The sequence below is a fragment of the Halomicrobium katesii DSM 19301 genome, assembly GCF_000379085.1.
GTDB classification, from domain to species: Archaea; Halobacteriota; Halobacteria; order Halobacteriales; family Haloarculaceae; genus Halomicrobium; species Halomicrobium katesii.
This window is the reverse complement of record NZ_KB905378.1, coordinates 2408097-2425302: the sequence shown is the minus strand read 5'-3', so window position 1 is coordinate 2425302 and position 17206 is coordinate 2408097. Positions and strand designations below refer to the sequence as shown.

23 protein-coding genes, 1 tRNA gene and 2 pseudogenes are annotated in these 17206 nt (G+C 67.1%); 14 read left to right on the top strand and 12 right to left on the bottom strand.

The features are described 5' to 3' along the window. Positions 1-51: 51 nt before the first annotated feature. The 8 genes and pseudogenes from HALKA_RS0112785 to HALKA_RS22375 all read left to right on the top strand — a co-directional run. A complete protein-coding gene (locus HALKA_RS0112785) occupies positions 52-1398 on the top strand; it encodes a ribonuclease J (protein WP_018258358.1) in 1347 nt (448 codons plus the stop codon). A gap of 1 nt (position 1399) precedes the next feature. Then, positions 1400-2434 (top strand): geranylfarnesyl diphosphate synthase, encoded by a 1035-nt coding sequence (idsA3, locus tag HALKA_RS0112780; protein WP_018258357.1) that lies wholly within the window; start codon positions 1400-1402, stop codon positions 2432-2434. 49 nt (positions 2435-2483) lie between these two features. After that, positions 2484-4217: a glutamate--tRNA ligase gene (locus HALKA_RS0112775; RefSeq protein ID WP_018258356.1), complete on the top strand. Its 1734-nt coding sequence runs from the start codon at positions 2484-2486 to the stop codon at positions 4215-4217. Positions 4218-4257: 40 nt separating this feature from the next. Then, positions 4258-4404: a hypothetical protein gene (locus HALKA_RS21465; protein ID WP_015763558.1), complete on the top strand. Its 147-nt coding sequence runs from the start codon at positions 4258-4260 to the stop codon at positions 4402-4404. A gap of 67 nt (positions 4405-4471) precedes the next feature. Continuing rightward, positions 4472-5398: an alpha/beta hydrolase gene (locus tag HALKA_RS0112765; protein ID WP_018258355.1), complete on the top strand. Its 927-nt coding sequence runs from the start codon at positions 4472-4474 to the stop codon at positions 5396-5398. Positions 5399-5451: 53 nt separating this feature from the next. Continuing rightward, positions 5452-5781, top strand: a complete 330-nt coding sequence (locus HALKA_RS0112760; RefSeq protein WP_015763560.1) for a 4Fe-4S dicluster domain-containing protein — start codon at positions 5452-5454, stop codon at positions 5779-5781. Between the two features lie 324 nt (positions 5782-6105). Further along, positions 6106-6357: pseudogene (locus tag HALKA_RS22380) on the top strand (electron transfer flavoprotein subunit beta/FixA family protein); the annotation flags it as partial. After that, positions 6346-6495, top strand: a pseudogene (locus HALKA_RS22375) (GNAT family N-acetyltransferase); the annotation flags it as partial. The pseudogenes HALKA_RS22380 and HALKA_RS22375, both read left to right, overlap by 12 nt. Here the strand turns inward: HALKA_RS22375 and HALKA_RS21460 are convergent. The 3 genes from HALKA_RS21460 to tmcA are packed head-to-tail and all read right to left on the bottom strand — an operon-like array spanning position 6492 to position 9407. Then, complete coding sequence (locus HALKA_RS21460) at positions 6492-6653, bottom strand: DUF8014 family protein (RefSeq protein WP_018258353.1); 162 nt, start codon at positions 6651-6653, stop codon at positions 6492-6494. The pseudogene HALKA_RS22375 and the gene HALKA_RS21460 overlap by 4 nt on opposite strands. Before the next feature lie 40 nt (positions 6654-6693). Beyond that, the gene (locus tag HALKA_RS0112745) at positions 6694-7179 is read right to left on the bottom strand and encodes a DUF456 domain-containing protein (protein ID WP_018258352.1); all 486 of its coding nucleotides are present in this window, start codon (positions 7177-7179) and stop codon (positions 6694-6696) included. Continuing rightward, positions 7176-9407, bottom strand: a complete 2232-nt coding sequence (gene tmcA, locus HALKA_RS0112740; protein WP_018258351.1) for a tRNA(Met) cytidine acetyltransferase TmcA — start codon at positions 9405-9407, stop codon at positions 7176-7178. Before tmcA ends, HALKA_RS0112745 begins: the two co-directional genes overlap by 4 nt. Before the next feature lie 240 nt (positions 9408-9647). Between tmcA and rpl7ae the strand changes: the two genes are divergently transcribed. The 5 genes from rpl7ae (at position 9648) to HALKA_RS0112715 (ending at position 11416) form a co-directional block, all read left to right on the top strand. Continuing rightward, complete coding sequence (rpl7ae, locus tag HALKA_RS0112735) at positions 9648-10010, top strand: 50S ribosomal protein L7Ae (protein ID WP_015763569.1); 363 nt, start codon at positions 9648-9650, stop codon at positions 10008-10010. Positions 10011-10021: 11 nt separating this feature from the next. Further along, positions 10022-10249 carry a 30S ribosomal protein S28e gene (locus tag HALKA_RS0112730; protein WP_015763570.1) on the top strand — a complete coding sequence of 76 codons (228 nt, stop codon included), beginning with the start codon at positions 10022-10024 and terminating at the stop codon, positions 10247-10249. A 2-nt stretch (positions 10250-10251) separates the two neighbouring features. After that, positions 10252-10611 carry a 50S ribosomal protein L24e gene (locus HALKA_RS0112725; RefSeq protein ID WP_018258350.1) on the top strand — a complete coding sequence of 120 codons (360 nt, stop codon included), beginning with the start codon at positions 10252-10254 and terminating at the stop codon, positions 10609-10611. Continuing rightward, positions 10608-11075, top strand: a complete 468-nt coding sequence (gene ndk, locus HALKA_RS0112720) for a nucleoside-diphosphate kinase (RefSeq protein ID WP_018258349.1) — start codon at positions 10608-10610, stop codon at positions 11073-11075. The genes HALKA_RS0112725 and ndk overlap by 4 nt, the downstream gene beginning before the upstream one ends. 80 nt (positions 11076-11155) lie before the next feature. Further along, positions 11156-11416, top strand: coding sequence for a glutaredoxin family protein (locus tag HALKA_RS0112715; RefSeq protein WP_018258348.1), 261 nt, complete (start codon positions 11156-11158; stop codon positions 11414-11416). Here HALKA_RS0112715 and HALKA_RS0112710 read toward each other — a convergent pair. Genes HALKA_RS0112710 through HALKA_RS0112695 form a run of 4 tightly spaced genes read right to left on the bottom strand, consistent with a single transcriptional unit; the run spans position 11386 to position 13896 of the window. Continuing rightward, on the bottom strand, positions 11386-12039 hold the full coding sequence (locus tag HALKA_RS0112710) for a DUF7978 family protein (RefSeq protein WP_018258347.1): 654 nt from the start codon (positions 12037-12039) through the stop codon (positions 11386-11388). The two genes, HALKA_RS0112715 and HALKA_RS0112710, sit on opposite strands and share 31 nt — an antisense overlap. A 51-nt stretch (positions 12040-12090) precedes the next feature. After that, positions 12091-12501: a peptide-methionine (R)-S-oxide reductase MsrB gene (gene msrB, locus HALKA_RS0112705; protein ID WP_018258346.1), complete on the bottom strand. Its 411-nt coding sequence runs from the start codon at positions 12499-12501 to the stop codon at positions 12091-12093. Between the two features lie 56 nt (positions 12502-12557). Beyond that, positions 12558-13613, bottom strand: coding sequence for an ATP-binding protein (locus HALKA_RS0112700; RefSeq protein ID WP_018258345.1), 1056 nt, complete (start codon positions 13611-13613; stop codon positions 12558-12560). Positions 13614-13659: 46 nt separating this feature from the next. Next, positions 13660-13896 carry a hypothetical protein gene (locus HALKA_RS0112695; RefSeq protein WP_015763577.1) on the bottom strand — a complete coding sequence of 79 codons (237 nt, stop codon included), beginning with the start codon at positions 13894-13896 and terminating at the stop codon, positions 13660-13662. Positions 13897-14040: 144 nt separating this feature from the next. Between HALKA_RS0112695 and HALKA_RS0112690 the strand changes: the two genes are divergently transcribed. Then, positions 14041-14301 carry a PRC-barrel domain-containing protein gene (locus tag HALKA_RS0112690; protein ID WP_018258344.1) on the top strand — a complete coding sequence of 87 codons (261 nt, stop codon included), beginning with the start codon at positions 14041-14043 and terminating at the stop codon, positions 14299-14301. A 307-nt stretch (positions 14302-14608) separates the two neighbouring features. Here HALKA_RS0112690 and HALKA_RS0112685 read toward each other — a convergent pair. The 5 genes from HALKA_RS0112685 to HALKA_RS0112665 form a co-directional block, all read right to left on the bottom strand. Then, positions 14609-14682, bottom strand: a tRNA-Thr gene (locus tag HALKA_RS0112685). Between the two features lie 26 nt (positions 14683-14708). Then, positions 14709-15176, bottom strand: a complete 468-nt coding sequence (locus HALKA_RS0112680; RefSeq protein ID WP_018258343.1) for a GNAT family N-acetyltransferase — start codon at positions 15174-15176, stop codon at positions 14709-14711. Positions 15177-15185: 9 nt separating this feature from the next. Beyond that, positions 15186-15779 (bottom strand): CBS domain-containing protein, encoded by a 594-nt coding sequence (locus tag HALKA_RS0112675; protein ID WP_018258342.1) that lies wholly within the window; start codon positions 15777-15779, stop codon positions 15186-15188. 83 nt (positions 15780-15862) lie between these two features. Continuing rightward, positions 15863-16624: a GTP cyclohydrolase III gene (locus HALKA_RS0112670; protein ID WP_026190302.1), complete on the bottom strand. Its 762-nt coding sequence runs from the start codon at positions 16622-16624 to the stop codon at positions 15863-15865. A 248-nt stretch (positions 16625-16872) separates the two neighbouring features. Further along, entirely contained in the window at positions 16873-17172 is a 300-nt protein-coding gene (locus tag HALKA_RS0112665; RefSeq protein WP_018258340.1) for a DUF5785 family protein, read from the bottom strand. Positions 17173-17206: the final 34 nt, after the last annotated feature.

Genomic DNA, 17206 nt, shown 5'->3' with positions numbered 1-17206 from the left:
GTCGTAGCCGGTACCCCCCGCGTTCGTGCGGCCTTACTCGGAGAGGTAACTATGGAAGTAGAAATCGCAACGATTGGCGGGTACGAAGAGGTTGGCCGACAGATGACGGCCGTTCGCGCGGGCGACGACATCGTCATCTTCGACATGGGCCTGAACCTCTCGAAGGTACTGATTCACGACAACGTCGAGACCGAGCGGATGCACTCGCTCGACCTCATCGACATGGGTGCGATCCCGGACGACCGCGTCATGTCCGAACTCGAAGGCGACGTGAAGGCCATCGTGCCGACACACGGCCACCTCGACCACATCGGCGCGATCTCGAAGCTCGCACACCGCTACGACGCGCCCGTCGTCGCGACGCCGTACACGATCGAGCTGGTCAAACAGGAGATCAAAAGCGAGGAGAAGTTCGGCGTCCAGAACGACCTCGTGAAGATGGAGGCCGGCGGCACGATGTCGATCGGCGACAAGAACGAACTGGAGTTCGTCAACGTCACCCACTCGGTCATCGACGCCATCAACCCCGTGCTCCACACGCCGGAAGGGTCCGTCGTCTACGGGCTGGACAAGCGTGTTGACCACACTCCGGTGCTGGGCGATCCCATCGACATGAAGCGGTTCCGAGAGATCGGCCGCGAGGGCGAGGGCGTCCTCTGTTACATCGAGGACTGTACGAACGCCGGCCGGAAGGGCCGAACGCCCTCCGAGTCCGTCGCGCGCCGACACCTCAAAGACGTCATGACCAGCATCGAGGACTACGACGGCGGGATCGTCGCGACGACGTTCTCCTCGCACATCGCCCGCGTGAAGTCCCTGGTCGAGTTCGCGGACGAGATCGGTCGCCAGCCGGTGCTGCTCGGTCGCTCGATGGAGAAGTACTCGGGGACCGCAGAGCGACTCGACTTCGTCGACTTCCCCGACGATCTGGGGATGTACGGCCACCGCAAGTCCGTCGACCGGACGTTCAAGCGGATCATGAACGACGGCAAGGAGAACTTCCTGCCGATCGTCACCGGCCACCAGGGCGAGCCACGCGCGATGCTCACCCGGATGGGTCGAGGTGAGACGCCCTACGAGCTGGAAGACGGCGACAAGGTGCTGTTCTCGGCGCGGGTCATTCCCGAGCCGTCCAACGAGGGCCAGCGCTACCAGTCCGAACAGCTCCTGAAGATGCAGGGCGCGCGCCTCTACGACGACATCCACGTCTCGGGGCACCTCCGCGAGGAAGGCCACTACGAGATGCTCCAGGCCCTCCAGCCCCAGAACGTCATTCCGGGCCACCAGAGCATGTCCGGGTTCGCACCGTACGTCAGCCTCGCCGAGAGCCAGGGCTACAAGCTCGGCCGCGACCTGCACGCGACCAGTAACGGCAACCGGATCACGCTGGTCGAGTAGGATGGCTCGTCAAGAGGACGTCGAGGCGGCGATCGTCGCCCGCCGCGAGCAGGTCAACGACGCGATCGAGCGTGAGCTCCCGGTCGACGAGCCCGAGGAGCTCTACGAGGCGTCGCGATACCTGATGGACGCCGGTGGGAAGCGACTCCGTCCGACGATGTTGCTGCTGGCGGCCGAGTCGCTCGCCGACGTGGCACCGCAGTCGACGGACTACCGATCGTTCCCGACCGTCGACGGCGGCGAGATCGACGTGTTGCGCGCCGCCGTCGGGATCGAGACGATCCAGTCGTTCACCCTGATCCACGACGACATCATGGACGACGACGACCTGCGTCGCGGGGTCCCGGCGGTCCACCGCGAGTACGACCTCTCGACGGCGATCCTCGCGGGCGACACGCTGTTCTCGAAGGCCTTCGAGTACATGCTGGACACCGGCGCGGAGCCGGAGCGATCCGTCGCCGCGACGAAGCGACTCACCCAGACGTGTACGGAGATCTGCGAGGGCCAGTCGTTCGACATCGACTTCGAGAGCCGCGCGGGAGTGACCACCGACGAGTACCTCGACATGGTCGAGCTGAAGACGGCGGTGCTGTACGCGGCCTCGGCGTCGATCCCGGCACAGCTGATGGGTGCCGAGGACGCCGTCGAACCGCTCTATGGCTACGGCCTCGACGTGGGCCGGGCGTTCCAGATTCAGGACGACCTGCTCGATCTGACGACGCCCTCAGAGAAGTTGGGCAAGCAGCGCGGCTCCGACCTCGTCGAGGAAAAGCAGACGATCGTCACGCTCCACGCCCGCCAGCAGGGCGTCGACGTGGAGGGGCTCGTCGAGACCGACTCCGTCGAGGCAGTCACCGAGAGCGAGATCGACGACGCCGTCGCCGAACTCGAAGCCGCCGGGAGCATCGAGTTCGCACGCGAGACGGCCCACGACCTGATCGCGAGCGGGAAAGACCGCCTCGAAGTGCTGCCGGACAACGAGCCGCGTCGGCTACTGGCGGGGATCGCGGACTTCCTCGTCGAGCGCGAGTACTGACGGGAACCGTTCCGACGTAATTTTCACCCCGCCCCGCCGACGTGCGTGCATGGACGAGGATCTCCGCGATCGCGTGAAAGAAGCCGCCGAAGCGGCGGCGCTGACGAACGCAGTCAAGCACGGCAGCGAGGCACAGGTCGGGGCGATCATGGGGCCGCTGATGGGCGAGCACCCGGACTTTCGCGAGTACGGCGACGAGATTCCCGGCGTGATCGCGCCGGTCATCGACCGCGTCAACGGGATGGACGCCGACGAGCGCCGCGAGCGACTCGCCGAACTCGCCCCCGAGGTCCTCGAAGAACTGGAGAGCGAGGACGAGGACGACGAGAAACCCCTGCCGGACCTCCCCAACGTCGACGACTACGAGCAGGTCCGCATGCGTCTCGCGCCGAATCCCAACGGCCCGTGGCATCTCGGGAGCGCCCGAATGCCCGCCGTCATCGGGACCTACAAGGAGATGTACGACGGGTGGATGCTGTGTCGCTTCGACGACACCGACCCCGAGACCAAACGCCCGGATCTGGACGCCTACGACGAGATTCTCGACGCCATCGACTACCTCGGATTCGAGCCCGACGAGGTCATCAAGGCCAGCGACCGCGTCGAGACCTACTACGAGTACGCCAGCGAGCTGATCGAGAAAGGCGGGGCGTACACCTGCTCGTGCCCGCAGGCGGAGTTTTCGGACATGAAAAACGACGGCGAAGCCTGTCCACACCGCGAGAAGGACGTCGAACAGGTCCACGCCGAGTTCGAGGCGATGATCGACGGCGACTACGAGAGCGGGGAGATGGTGCTGCGGGTGAAGACCGACATCGAGCACAAGAACCCCGCGCTGCGCGACTGGGTCGCCTTCCGGATGATCGACACGCCCCACCCGCGCGAGGAGGCCAGCGACTACCGCTGCTGGCCGATGCTGGACTTCCAGAGCGGGCTCGACGACCACCTCACGGAGATCACCCACATCATCCGCGGGATCGACCTGCAGGACTCGGCAAAGCGCCAGCAGTTCCTCTACGACTACTTCGACTGGGAGTACCCCGAGGTGCTCCACTGGGGCCACGTCCAGATCGACGCCTACGACGTGCCGATGTCGACCTCGACGATCATCGAGAAGATCGAGGCCGGCGAACTCACCGGCTGGGACGATCCGCGCGCGCCGACGATCGCGAGCCTCCGCCGGCGGGGCATCCGCGGTGAGGCCATCGTCGAGGCGATGACGGGGCTGGGCACCTCCACCACGAACGTCGACCTGGCGATGTCGGCGATCTACGCGAACAACCGCGAACTGATCGACGACGACGCCGACCGGGCCTTCCTCGTCCGGGACGCCGAGGAGACCGGCGGGATCGTCGAGTGTCAGGTCGTCGGCGGGCCCGACGCCGGGGAGCCACACGTCCACCCGGACCACGAGGATCGGGGCCGCCGATCGATTCCGGTGGGCGACGCCGTCGTCGTCGAGGGCGACGACCTGCCCCCGCACGGCGACCGGGTCTGGCTCAAGGGCTTTGGCTGCGTGCGCCACACTCGTGACGCCCTGGAGTATACGGGCGACGATCTCGACGTGGTGACCGAGGGCGACGTCGACGTGATCCACTGGGCACCCGCGGACGGCCCGGGCGTCCGACTGCGGACGATGGACGGGGACGTGAGCGGGATCGCGGAGCCCGGCGTGACCGACTACGAGGCCGACGACGTGGTCCAGTTCGAGCGCGTCGGCTTCGCCCGGATCGACGCGCTCGGCGAGGGCGAGGACGTGCTGGCGTACCACGCGCATCCCTGACGGCACCACGCTTTTGTCTCGCCCGCTGTGGGGACTAGGCATGGACCCGATCCCAGGCGGCGAGTGCCAGCGTAGCGACGACGAAGCGGAGTCGGACGACGGGACCTGCGACCGCTGCGGTCGCGAGCTGGAGTGGACGCTCGATCCCGACGGCGTCCAGCGACGCGAGTGTCCGCACTGCGACTAGTCGGGCCGGCGTCGTGACAGGGCGGACTCCGACGAGCACTTGTATCGGCGGACCGATCTCTCCGGGAGTGACGACTGACACCAGCGGGACGGTCCGTTCCGAGATCGCGTTCCACGAGACACCGGCGCGGACGCTCCGGCTCGACGTGTACGAACCCCGCGAGAGCGGGCCGCGACCGACCGTCGTCCTGTTCCACGGCGGGGCCTTCCGATCGGGCGGGAAGACCCAGCTGGCCGAACAGGCGCGTGCCCTGGCCGACGCGGGGTACGTCGTCGTGACCCCGGAGTACCGGCTCGCGGACGAGGCGACGTTCCCGGCGGCGCTGATCGACGCCAAGGCGGCGGTCGAGTGGTGTCGCGTCGAGGGTGCGGAATACGGGATCGATCCCGGGCGGCTCGCGGCGGCGGGCTACTCCGCGGGGGCGAACCTCGCGGCGCTCGTCTCCGTGACGGCCGACGAGCCCGGTTTCGAGCCCGAGGCCTACCCCGGGGCGTCGTCGTCGGTCGCGGCCGCCGTCGGCTGGGCCGGCATCTACGACTTCCGGGCGTTCGACGAGGGCCACCAGATCAGCGCGGACTACCTGGGTGGGACCCGCGAAGACGTGCCCGAGGCCTACGACTTCGCGTCGCCGATGGGCCAGACGGACGTGGGAACGCCGCCGACGCTGGTCGTCCACGGCGACGCCGACGAGGTCCTTCCGATCGAGCAGGCCCGGCGGTACGCCGACGCCGTCGACGCGCTGTCGACCGCGGCGTTCGTGGTGATCGAGGGCGGCGACCACGGCTTCCCGGACGACGCCTTCGACCGGACGATCGAGGAGACCGACCAGTTCCTCACGACCCAGCTTGGCGGTCAGCGCGACGACGGGCGGCCGCCGAACGACGGCCCGCTGGACGGTGGGCCGCTGGAGGATGGGGCGCTGGGCGACGGCGCGGCTGGCGAGAGTCTCGGAACCGGACAACCGACGGACGGCGACGGGATCGGTCGGCAGTAGCACACGCCGGGATCAAAGGCTTAAGTGCGTGCCAGCGGAGTATGTAGGTACCAATGGCTATCGATCCCGAGTTCGAGGAGAACCGCGACATCGCCGAGGACCACGAGGGCCACTCGGTGTGGGGGCCGGTCGAGGAGCCCGAGACGCTGGGCATTCACGGAACGCACGTCGCCGTCGACTTCGACATCTGTATCGCCGACGGTGCCTGCCTGGAGGACTGTCCGGTCGACGTGTTCGAGTGGGTCGACACGCCGGACCACCCCGAGAGCGAGATCAAAGCAGATCCCGCCCACGAGGACCAGTGTATCGACTGTATGCTCTGTGTCGACGTGTGTCCCGTCGACGCCATCGACGTGGACCCGGGCCGGGCCGGCCGCATCTGACCGTCTCTTCTTCGATATAGTAGCCATTGAAAATCAATGCACACCCGATCGCACGACGGCAGTGCGATCGGTGTGTAAATCGTTTCATACGGACGGTTGTAGGCGTTTACCCAGTCGACCGCACGACGGCGTGCGGTCGATCTGGTAAAGACCTACAACTTTCCGTATCAATTGTTACTATAGCTGCCGTTTTGTCGTCGGAACACCCCACGATCAGAGCCGACAGCGTGGCCGCTATTTGCCAAGACGTATCAACCAGAAATGCAGCACAAACTACTATTACGCCCCCGTGGGTGAGAACAACACACGAGGTAACAGAAACCAATGCACACGGTCGTACTGACGAAAGGCGTCCCCGACTTCCGGGAGGGACAGGTGTCCTTCGACGAGGACGGCCATCTCGAACGGGGGAAGACGCCGACGGTGATGAATCCGAACGACAAGCACGCCCTGCGGGCCGCACTCCAGACGAAGGTCCGCAACGGCGGGACGGTGTCGCTGCTGAGCATGGGGCCGCCCGGCTACAGGGAGGTCCTGCAGGAGGGGATGGCGGACGTGTACGCCGACGACCTCTACAACACCGTTCCCTCGACGAACGAAGAGGCGATCGCGTTCCTCGACGCCCACGGCTGGGAGACCGAGGCCGTCCGAGCCGACCACTACAAGCTCGACGGCGACTACATCGACGAGGTGATGATGGCGACGGCGCTCTAGGGCCAGCGGTCCGCTTCGCCCTCGATCGGTACCGGGACGACGCCGTCTCGCCGTGCCCACACCCCGGCGTGGGCCGGACAGACGACGAGGTTCTCTCGCCAGGGGACGTGTAGCTCCACCGCCGCCCGCTTCTCGCAGTCGTCCTCGCCACACTGCATACGAGAACATTGGCGACGGCAGGTGATAGTCGTTGCTCGCTCACAGCGCGACGACGACCATCGTCACCAGCATCGCACCCGTCAGCACGGCCTGCATCACCGACGAGCTGAGGATGCCCAGCGTCGTCACGAGCGCGGCCTTCGCACCGGCGCGTGCGTCCTGCTGGCGGTAGTACTCGACGACGAAGACCGTCAGTGTCATCCCGAGGATCATGCCGAGCGGGCCGCCCGAGACGAAAAAGAGGACGACGCCGACGAGACTGGCGATCACGGCCGTCGCGGTCGAGGCCCCGCCGACCTTCGCCGCGACCGCGCCGCCCAGCCAGTCGATCGCCAGCGTCGCCACTCCGACCGCGAGTAGGACCGCGAGCAACAGCGTGCCGGGCTCGCTGAAGCCGCTGTACCACCAGTAGACGAGGACGCCCGCGATGGAGAACGGCGCGCCGGGTATCTGTGGGACGACGCTCCCGACGACGCCCACGACGAGCAAGACGAAGGCGAGAGCGAGGACCAGGAGATCGATCATGTGTGGCGGTCGAGTTCCTCCGTGAGTGCATCGTCGCCGTACAGCCGTACCAATCTTTCGACGGTCCGGCCCAGCGCGCGCATACACTCGGCCGTCGAGACGAACTCCAGTTCGTCGGCGACGCGGTCCCAGTCGTGGCCCTGTAGCGCCTTCCGGACGAGGAGTCGCTCCTGGTCGTCGGTGAGCGCGTCCGGCTCGGCGGGCGCGACGAGGTGGGCGAGCGCGAGTCGGCGAACCGGCTCGGGCGCGGTGTCGAAGACCCCCGCACCGCCGGGGATGCCCGCGACGAGCCTGCGTTCTGGCTCCGAGAGGTCGAACTCGGGCGTCCCGTCGACCGCGCGGAGCACGGTGCGGGCCACGTCGGGATCGAGGTCGTCGAGCGGGTCCGAGAGGACGCTGGCGATCCGGTCGCGAAACCACGACGCGTGCCGATCGGCCAGGGCCGCTCCCGCCGTCGAGCAGGGCCGGAGCATGATCGCCGAGTACTCCCCGCTCCGGTCGTTGCGGGTCGTCGAACAGTGGATGGTCCGGTACCCGCTGTCTGCCCAGAAATCGACGAGTTCGGGCGTCGCACCGTACCCGACGCCGAGCCAGTCGACCGCGTCCGCGAACTCGTCGTCGATCTCGTCGAGCAGTCGCGAGCCGAGTCCGCGAGAGCGCACCGCCGGGTGTGTCGCGATCCGGAGGACGCGCTGACCGACCGGCACGCCAGCGGCCTCGTCGCGCAACTGCGTCGTCAACACGTCGGGGATCATGTTGCCACGGACCCGTCCGCCCTCGTACATCTCCGCCCGAAGCGTCGCCGGCAAGTCCCCCTCGCGAGCCAGCAGGGCGACCGAGACGACGTGTCCGTCGTGGGTGAGCGCGCGGACGCCGACGTTGGGCGCGTCGAGCAGTCGCGCGAGGTCGTCGGGCTCCGTCCGGTAGTGAGCGAGGACGAGCAGCCCGAAGACCTCCCGCAGCAGGTGTTCGTCGTCGAGCAAGCGCCGGGAACCACACCGCTCGTAGTCGGCGCTGTCGGCGGTCGCGTCGGCGACCACCTGATCGACGGCCGGCCGCGCACCGAGCAACAGCGCACGAAAGGCCCACGACTCGACGGGATCGCCGGGCGCGTAGCGGATCGGCTCGGTCAGTTGGCGCTCGCACACCTCGAAGTCGCTGTCGGCCAGCCGCGACCGAAACCGGACCGAGAAGCCCCGTCCGGCCCCCTCGTAGCCGTGGACCGTCGTGGTGAACGCGACCGAGGGAGCGTCGAGGAACCGTTCGAGGACCCGAACCGGGAGCGCGGCGGCCTCGTCGACGATCACGAGGTCGCGGTCGGTCGCCGTCGCGGCCGCCGTCGGATCGGCGTAGCGAACCCGTCCATCGGCCGTCCGCAGTTCGTGGGGCGTCTCGGGATCGTCGCGCTCCCGGAGTGCGCCCATCGTCGAGAGCACCTCGCCGGCCCGGTCGAACACCTCGCGCGCGCTCCGGTACTGGGGCGCGGTCACGAGCACGTCGAGCCCGTCTCGCGCCAGCGCGCCCGCAGCCAGGCCGGCGGCGCTGGACTTGCCCCGACCTCGGTCGGCCTCGACGACGAGCGCGTTGCCCGGACCGGCCAGTGGCTCGAACCCGCGCACGGCAGCGACCTGATCGTCGGTCAGACAGGCGTCGTAGACTGCCCGCGGGAAGCCGCGGTCGTCGGGCGGCGCGGGCCGGCCTCTCGGAACGCGCGGAGCGGGGTCGGTGAGCCCCGACCGCTCGATCGTCCCGCTGTCGGCGTCGACGACGGCGATACCGGGGTGTGCCCGGAGCGTCTCGACCAGTCGCGTCCGGAAGTGCCCCGCCACGTCTTCGACCGTCGCGGGCGGCACGGCGAGGCGCTCGTCGAACGAGTCGCGTCTGTCGGGCCAGTCGTCGAGCGCGGGCGCGAGCACGAGCAAGAGCCCCCCACCGTCGACGGCACCGACGGCCGCTCCGAGCGCGTTGGGTCGACAGGCCTCGTGACAGTCCAGCACGACGGCGCTTCGGGTCCGGCCCAGGAGCTCGCCAGCGTGGACCGTATCCAGGTGTTCGCCGGGGAGACGATCGGCCGGACCGACGACCGTGAGCGCCTCGCTGCTCACGCCCGCCGCGTCGAGCGCGTCGCCCGCCGCGTCGCGGGTGGCCGGCGGCGTGCCGGCGAGAACGAGGACGCGGCGCTCGTCGACGCGCTGTGCTTCCGCACGGAGCCGTGCCGCCAGTTCCATACCGACACTGTTCCGGCCGCGAGTATGGGTCTGCCGGTCCTCTCGGACGGGCCAGACGACCGAAGCGATCCCCGGCCAGCGACCGTGTGGCGGCCTGTCACGGGATTTCGGCTTCGAAACCCCTTTTAGGGCTCGTGTCGCAGTCACGGGTACAGCCTGCACCGGGTTGATGATGCTCCCAGCCTTCTCAGGACTCTCAGGCGGGGGAGCGCGAGCCCGCGTGCAGGAGGTGATCCATCAATGCCAGTATACGTAGATTTCGACGTCCCTGCAGATCTCGCAGACGACGCCCTCGAGGCGCTCGAGGTCGCGCGGGACACAGGAAGTGTCAAGAAAGGAACGAACGAGACGACCAAGGCAATCGAGCGCGGCAACGCCGCACTCGTCCTCGTCGCCGAGGACGTTCAGCCCGAGGAGATCGTCATGCACATCCCGGAACTCGCCGACGAGAAAGACGTGCCGTTCGTCTTCGTCGCCGAGCAGAGTGACCTCGGCCACGCCGCCGGCCTCCAGGTCGGCAGTGCCGCCGCGGCAGTCGTCGACGCCGGTGAGGCGGAAGACGACGTCGAGGACATTGCCAGCAAGGTCGAGGAACTTCGGTGAGGTGACCGAGGATGAGTGCTGAGGAATCCGAAGACAGTGGCTCCACGCCGGCCGAGGTCATCGAGGTCGTGGGCCGTACGGGGATGCACGGCGAGGCCATGCAGGTCAAGTGCCGCATCCGCGAGGGCTCGAACCAGGGTCGGATCATCACCCGAAACGTCCTCGGTCCCGTCCGAGAGGGCGACGTGCTCCAGCTGCGCGAGACCGCACGTGAGGCCGACCAGATCGGAGGTCAGTAACGATGCCTCGAATCCGAGAATGTGACTACTGCGGCGCGGACATCGAGCCCGGCACCGGGACGATGTTCGTTCGAAAGAGCGGAACGACGATCCACTACTGCTCGTCGAAATGTGAGAACAACGCCGATCTCGGCCGCGAGGCGCGGAACCTCGAGTGGACCGAGGCCGGTCGCGAGACCACCGCTGCAGAGCAGGAAGCGGCCGCCGAAGCCGAGGCAGCCGCCGAAGCAGCGGACGAGCAGCCGGCAGACGAAGCGGACGCCGACGAGGACGAATCCGCCGAGGCAGACGAGGCGGCCGACGAGGACGAAGCGGAGTCCGCCGAGACCGACGACGAAGAGACCGAGGAGGCCGAGGCATGAGCGAGGACCTCGAACGGACGTTCGTCATGGTCAAGCCCGACGGCGTGCAGCGTGGCCTGATCGGCGACATCGTGAGCCGCTTCGAGGACCGCGGGCTCAAGCTCGTCGGCGCGAAGTTCATGCAGATCGACCGAGAGCTCGCAGAGGAACACTACGGCGAGCACGAGGGCAAGCCGTTCTTCGAGGGTCTCGTCGAGTTCATCACGTCCGGTCCGGTCTTCGCGATGGTCTGGGAAGGACAGGACGCCGTCCGACAGGTCCGCTCGATGATGGGCGAGACCGATCCGGCCGAGTCCGCACCCGGAACGATTCGCGGTGACCTCGGACTCGACCTCGGACGGAACGTCATCCACGGCTCCGACCACGAGGACGAGGGCTCGAACGAGCGAGAGATCGAGCTCTTCTTCGACGAGGACGAACTCGTCGAGTGGGAGCGCATCGACGAAACCTGGCTCTACGAGTAAGCCAGCCGCCCCGATTTCTTTCGAGACACCGCCGACAGCCGCGCCGAAAGCGGCTTCTGACTCCGGTCCGAGGCACGGATATGAGCATCACACTCTACCAGCTCGATGGCTGTCCGTACTGCGAGGCGGTCGCCGAGCGACTGGACGAGCTCGATATCGACTACGACTCGGTGTGGGTCGAGCCACGCCACTCCGAACGCGACGCCGTCAAGCGGGTCTCCGGACAGCGAGGTGTGCCCGTCCTCGTCGACGAGGACCGCGGCGTCACAATGGCCGAGTCCGAACGGATCCTCGAGTTCGTCGAGCGAAGCTACGCCCGACCGGGCGTCGAGACGACGTAGGCGAGTGCCGCACCGATCGCCACGAACACCATCGGAAACAGGAACATCGCGACGAGTGTCCACAGGAGCGCGGGAGCCGAGACCGCCTGTGCGGCCTCGCCCGTGATCCGCCGGACGAAGACGAACGAACCGAGCGCCCCGACGGCGACGTAGGGAATGGCAACGCCCGTGGCGACCATCGCGCTCTCTTCTGTGCCCCCGACTGTCACCGGCGGCGTCCGCTGGCGCTCGAAGAGGAACCCGGCAGCGAGGAGCACGACGACCGGAAGGGCAAAAAAGAGGACGGCCGGAAAGAACGGCTGGCCATAGAGGAGATTGTTCAGTCCCGACCCGGCCTGGACTCCCTGCGAGACCGTCGTCGCGATCGGGACGTGGTGTGCGCTGTACACCACGTAGACGTACTGGACGGCCTTCTGCCAGAGCGACCACTCCGCCCTGGTGACCGCCGATCCCGAGAGCGCAAGTGTGACGACGATCGCGGCGTACTGGACGGCGAGTATTCCGACCGATGCGAGGGCCGCACGGAGCCACGGAAACTCCGTGAGCGAGGGCTTCAACAGTGGCTGGTCGGCTGCTGTCGAGGCCGCCGAGTCGTCGGTCGCGTCGGTCGTACTGTCTGTCACTGGTACCTACACGTACGAATCGCGAACACCGTAAAAAGCGTTCCGGTGGTCCTACTCGTCTGCCTCGAACTCCAGGGCCGCGCCGTTGATGCAGTAGCGCTTGCCGGTCGGGTCGGGACCGTCGTCGAAGACGTGGCCGAGGTGACCCTCGCAGTTCGCACAGACGACCTCCGTGCGGTCCATGCCGTGGCTGGTGTCCCGACGGGTCTCGATCGCGCCCTCGTCGTACACGTCCCAGAAGCTCGGCCAGCCGGTCTCGGAGTCGAACTTCTCCCCGCTGTCGAACAGCGCCGTCCCACAGCCCGCACACTGGAACTGCCCGTCGTCTTTCACGTCGATCAGGTCGCTACTGAACCGCGGCTCGGTGCCCTGCTCTCGCAGGACCCGGTACTCCTCCTCCGTGAGGATCTCGCGCCACTCCTCGTCGTTGTCCGCCGTTTCGTCGGTGATTTTCTCACTCATGGCTCTCCGTTGGGGACGGAGACACAAAAGCGTAGAGCGATCGGACAGAGACCGCATCACTCGTCCGACGCCACCGCGCTGGCTCTCGGGCTATCACCGGCGTGGGGAGTCACGCGGTCCCGGACCGTCGCCCCGTGGACGCTCTCGGTCGTGTCGTCGACGACGACGACCTCGCCGGGACCGGTGGGTAGCTGCTCTGTCAGCGAGCCGGTCAGGTACGTCGGCTGGGCTGCGGTGAGCGCCTCGATGTCGCGGCCCGACGTGAGCCGGTGGGCCACGAGCAGGTCGGTCTGGGAGCGGCCGACGGCCGGGACGGCACTCGGGCGCTGTGTCGCACAGACGAGGCTGACGCCCGGCGTTCGCCCGCGCGTGAGGAGCCGTCGCAGGCCCGGTTCGGCGACGCCGTCGAAGAACGCGTGGGCCTCGTCGACGAGCAGCCAGGGGAGCCGTTCGATCTGCCCTTCGATCCGCCCCCGATAGAGGAGGTCACAGATCGCCCTGACGACGGCGTTGGCCGGAGCACGGTCCAGCGTCGACACGTCGACGACCGTCACCGTCCCGTCGGCGAGAGCCGTCGCAGTCACTCCCGCCGGATCGAACACCCCCCAGCGCTGTGCCATCTCGAGGTGGTTGCGAACGGTTCTGACCACGCCCGCCGACGCGTCGACCGCCTGGACCGACGTGCGCATCTCCGAGATCGATCCGCCCTCGCTGGCGGCCCGCCAGAGCAGACTGCCCGCGGGACTGTCGGGGGCCAGCCCCAGCAGCCGACACCACGTCCGGGGCGACAGCGACGACGGCGCGACCCGCGGCTCGTCGACCACGGTGGCCGGAACCGGATCGCCGCTGGCGTCGGCCGTCAGCGTTCCGAACTCTCCCATCGCGTCGACGAGTACCGGACCGGTCCCGCCAGCGCGCGCGAGTCCCTCCGCGATCACACCCAGCGTGTAGGACTTCCCGTATCCTCGCTTGCCCACGATCGTGACGGCGTGTGGCCGGTCGAGATCGAGATGGACCGGACCGACGCCGCTGCCGTCACTCGCGCGATAGGTGCCGAGTCTGACCGTCGGGCCGCCGTCGAGACCACGCTCGCGTCCGAGTACGAAGGTCACGTCGCCGTGTCGTTCCGTCCTGCCTCAAAAAGGTCCGGTCCCGTCGTCACAGCCGGCTCAACCGCCCCGTCACGTCGTCCATCCACTCGGGCACGTCCAGGTTCGCCAGCGTGCCGTCTTCCCAGGTCGTCACCACGTCCACGTCGCCGTCGCGCGTCACGTCGATGCGCCACTTCCGGCCGTCCTCCGCGGTGACATCGAAGCGCCCTCCGCCGTTCGAGAGCGGCTTGACGTGTTCGACCGTGACGGTATCCCCAGTGTACAGCTCCAGCGTGTCGCCCATATCCGACTGCGGGGGTCGCACGGACTTAAATCACGCACCCGGCGGCGATCGGTGCTCTCTCTGGAGGCCGCTACCCCCACCAGTCACCCACGGAATCGAACGAAATCAGCGATTTTTAATTGTGTTCAGACCGACGACACGAGCATGGTCCTCGCAAGCAGCCTCCCCGAAAAGCCAGTGATACGCACCGACGGCAAAGCGCTCGGTGTGGTTCACAACCTGACGATGGAGATCGACACCGGCGAGCTGGCGACGCTGATCGTCGAAACCGACCCCTCCAGCGACGTTCCGGAGACACTGGAGCGGACTGACGACGGCCATCTCCGCGTCCCCGCAGACCGAGTGGACGGCGTCGGCGACCAGGTCGTGGTCCGCCCACCAGACTCTCCGAACGACCAGCGGTAACACTGCCGGCCGTCGCTGTTTCCTGCGGCCAGTTGTACCGATGTCCCGGTGAGCGCCTGCGATATCGACGCTCACTGGCAGGCGGCGACGTTCCGTCTCGGGAGCGTCGCGAGAGTCTGACCCACCGGCGACCGCGTTGGTCGACTGGCTACCGTCTCCGAGCCGGTGATCCGCCGACGGTGTGCGGTGCTGGGCTCGTCGTTATAGTAGCCATTGAAAATCAATGCACACCCGATCGCACGACAGCAGTGCGATCGGTGTGTAAATCGTTTCAATTGTTACTATACGACGTGTGAAAATCGGGAGGAGCCAGGGGTGGGATTTGAACCCACGAACTCTCGATTACAAGTCGAGTGCTTGGACCACCCAAGCTCCCCTGGCGCAGGCGGTAATTATGCGGGGACCATTTAGAGGGTATCGCTTTCGGTCGACTTTTCGAAGGCGACGCGGTGGGGGTCGTAGCCGTGGCGACGGTAGAATCGGCGGGCCGCGTCGTTGTCTGCCATCGCCTCCAGGGTGACACAGTCGGCGTCGCGATCGACCAGCTCGGATTCTGCGGCCGCCAGCAGCGCCGTCCCGATCCCCTGGTTCCGGTCGTCGGGCCGCACGTAGATATTTTTGATCAGACCGCGGGTCCGGTCCTGACGGTACTCGCCGGTTTCGACGGTGAACATCACGAAGCCGACGACGGTGCGGTCGACGACCGCGACGGCGAGTTCGTCCGCGACGGTGTGTCTGAGGACGGCGTCCCGCGCGGTCGAGCGGTTCTCCTCGGGGAGAATGTGTGAGCCGTGGCTGCGCTGGCCGCTGGCCAACTCGACCCACAGTTCGGTAACGTCGTCGACCTGACCGGTCGACGCGAGAGTAATCTCCATACGGTCGGTTCAGATGTCTCGACAGTCGTCACAGAGGAGCTGCCCGTTGAACGCAGCCAGGTTACGGGCGAGCGAGCCACACTGCTCGCAGATGCCCTGATCGTCGAAGGGCTCGTCGGGGGTCGTCTGGCCCGCCGTCGCGGTGGCACCGGCCGCCGCCACCTCGTCGGCCACCGTCTGACTCGCGGTCTGTCCCATCGCCTCCTGGGCGGTCGCCTCGCTACCCAGCGCCGACGTGGCCAGAATGTCGTGTTCCGTGACGATGCCCGCCGGCTCGCCGCCGTCGGAGACGACGAGCCAGCTGGTCGACCACGACGACATCCGGTCGCGCGCCTCCGGCAGCGTCTCCTCGGCGGCCACGGTCGGAACGGACTCGGTCATCACGTCTTCGACCGTCGCCGCCGACGGATCGCCGTCGGAGACGAGGTGGGCGAGCACGTCCCTGTCGGTGACGACGCCGACCGGCTCGGAGCCGCGCAGTACGACGGCCAGATCGGCCGCCTCCCGAAGCAGCAGTTCCGACGTTTCCAGAACGCCGTCCGATTCGCTCACACCGACGAACTCGCGTTCCATCACCTCCTGCACTGTCACGTTCTCGTTCATGGTAGCCGGTAACACACAGGTGCCCTAAAAGCTACCTGCACTACGCTTATACCCGCCGCGTCCGAACGGTAAGGACTGGGCCGTCAGAACTCGATCGTGACGTCGTCGCCGGTCGCTCGGCACTCTTCGAGGGCGTGCTTCGCGGTGATTCCGGCGGCGGCGGCGACGGCACCGCGGCCGACACCGACCTTCAGTTCGACGCCGACGGTCTCCTGGACGTGATCGATCGCCTCCCGGTAGTCGGCTTCGTCCAGTTCCGGACACGTCGCGATGACGTTGTCTCCGCCGACGAAGAAAGCCAGCGAGTCGTGGGCTCGTCGCATGTGGCGCATCAACTCGGCGTACCCCTGCTCGATCTCGATGAACGTGTCGAACTCGTTGAGCTGGTCGGTGTACTTCTCGGTCGCGTCGTTCACGTCGAAGTGGGCGATCTGTACGTCTTCGTCGGTGCGGAACTCCTCGTCGACGACGCGTCCCTTGAGGATCTCTCGGCGGTGTTCGTCCTGCGCGCTCCCGGCCGCCTGGAGCTGCTCGGTCGCGGTGCCCAGCGCCTCGGCCGGCGTCGTCCCGGTCGCGACGCTCAGACTCATCGTCACGGGATACCGGTTCGCGACCGACTCCTGGATGAGCGCGTGATCGTCGAGATCGACGCCGTTGCTGACCGCGATCATGTTGTCGAACCGGGTGAAGAAGACGTACGCGTCTCGGTTCCCGAACAGCTGAGAGAGATCGGCAAAGAGGCGCGACTGGAGGGTCTGGAGATCTACTTCGCGGCGTGGCTCCGGCGTCACCGTCCACGGCCCGTAGTTGTCGATCTGTATGTGGGTCACCTGCGTGTTAGTCACGGTTGGCTCACCGTTAGCGAGGGACGGCTATTGTTCTGTCGGAACGGTCCGTCGAACCGGGATCGGTGCGGACGCGGCGACAATCGTCTCATACGGACGGTTGTAGGCGTTTACCCAGTCGACCGCACGACGGCGTGCGGTCGATCTGGTAAAGACCTACAACTTTCCGTATCAGGGACGGCGCTGGGCGACCAGCGAGTCGGCGGCGCTCGAAAGACTGTGTCTCGGTCACATGCCTCACGCGCACACTACGCGTGTTCGAGACGGTACGGCCAGTAATCGGCCGACCGAAGCGCACGCCCCAGTGCCTTGTGGAACTCCGGGAAGTCCTCGAACTCCGAGCCCTCGACGTGCTCGAAGATGTCGGCGACGGAGACGACGGTCTCGTAGTCGATTCGAATCGGGTGATCGCCGTACTCCGCGACGAACTCGTCGGCCGACAGCGGGAAGTCTGCCTCCTCGTCGATCTTCTTTGCGATCACCGCATGGCCGTACTTTCGACGCCCTTCGCTCCCTTCCTCGCCGTCGGGATCGTGTGGCCAGTCCATACCGGATGGGTAGGGTGACCCACGCAAAAATCTC

What these genes read in the sequence shown, in the direction of transcription:
- HALKA_RS21465 (WP_015763558.1), top strand. Translation starts at nt 4,258, where the DNA reads ATGGACCCGATCCCAGGCGGCGAGTGCCAGCGTAGCGACGACGAAGCG.
- ndk (WP_018258349.1), top strand. Translation starts at nt 10,608, where the DNA reads ATGAGCGAGGACCTCGAACGGACGTTCGTCATGGTCAAGCCCGACGGC.
- HALKA_RS0112760 (WP_015763560.1), top strand. Translation starts at nt 5,452, where the DNA reads ATGGCTATCGATCCCGAGTTCGAGGAGAACCGCGACATCGCCGAGGAC.
- msrB (WP_018258346.1), bottom strand. Translation starts at nt 12,501, where the DNA reads ATGAGTGAGAAAATCACCGACGAAACGGCGGACAACGACGAGGAGTGG.
- HALKA_RS0112690 (WP_018258344.1), top strand. Translation starts at nt 14,041, where the DNA reads ATGGTCCTCGCAAGCAGCCTCCCCGAAAAGCCAGTGATACGCACCGAC.
- HALKA_RS0112785 (WP_018258358.1), top strand. Translation starts at nt 52, where the DNA reads ATGGAAGTAGAAATCGCAACGATTGGCGGGTACGAAGAGGTTGGCCGA.
- HALKA_RS21460 (WP_018258353.1), bottom strand. Translation starts at nt 6,653, where the DNA reads ATGCAGTGTGGCGAGGACGACTGCGAGAAGCGGGCGGCGGTGGAGCTA.
- rpl7ae (WP_015763569.1), top strand. Translation starts at nt 9,648, where the DNA reads ATGCCAGTATACGTAGATTTCGACGTCCCTGCAGATCTCGCAGACGAC.
- HALKA_RS0112730 (WP_015763570.1), top strand. Translation starts at nt 10,022, where the DNA reads ATGAGTGCTGAGGAATCCGAAGACAGTGGCTCCACGCCGGCCGAGGTC.
- HALKA_RS0112695 (WP_015763577.1), bottom strand. Translation starts at nt 13,896, where the DNA reads ATGGGCGACACGCTGGAGCTGTACACTGGGGATACCGTCACGGTCGAA.
- HALKA_RS0112745 (WP_018258352.1), bottom strand. Translation starts at nt 7,179, where the DNA reads ATGATCGATCTCCTGGTCCTCGCTCTCGCCTTCGTCTTGCTCGTCGTG.
- idsA3 (WP_018258357.1), top strand. Translation starts at nt 1,400, where the DNA reads ATGGCTCGTCAAGAGGACGTCGAGGCGGCGATCGTCGCCCGCCGCGAG.
- HALKA_RS0112665 (WP_018258340.1), bottom strand. Translation starts at nt 17,172, where the DNA reads ATGGACTGGCCACACGATCCCGACGGCGAGGAAGGGAGCGAAGGGCGT.
- HALKA_RS0112675 (WP_018258342.1), bottom strand. Translation starts at nt 15,779, where the DNA reads ATGAACGAGAACGTGACAGTGCAGGAGGTGATGGAACGCGAGTTCGTC.
- HALKA_RS0112715 (WP_018258348.1), top strand. Translation starts at nt 11,156, where the DNA reads ATGAGCATCACACTCTACCAGCTCGATGGCTGTCCGTACTGCGAGGCG.
- HALKA_RS0112680 (WP_018258343.1), bottom strand. Translation starts at nt 15,176, where the DNA reads ATGGAGATTACTCTCGCGTCGACCGGTCAGGTCGACGACGTTACCGAA.
- HALKA_RS0112775 (WP_018258356.1), top strand. Translation starts at nt 2,484, where the DNA reads ATGGACGAGGATCTCCGCGATCGCGTGAAAGAAGCCGCCGAAGCGGCG.
- tmcA (WP_018258351.1), bottom strand. Translation starts at nt 9,407, where the DNA reads ATGGAACTGGCGGCACGGCTCCGTGCGGAAGCACAGCGCGTCGACGAG.
- HALKA_RS0112725 (WP_018258350.1), top strand. Translation starts at nt 10,252, where the DNA reads ATGCCTCGAATCCGAGAATGTGACTACTGCGGCGCGGACATCGAGCCC.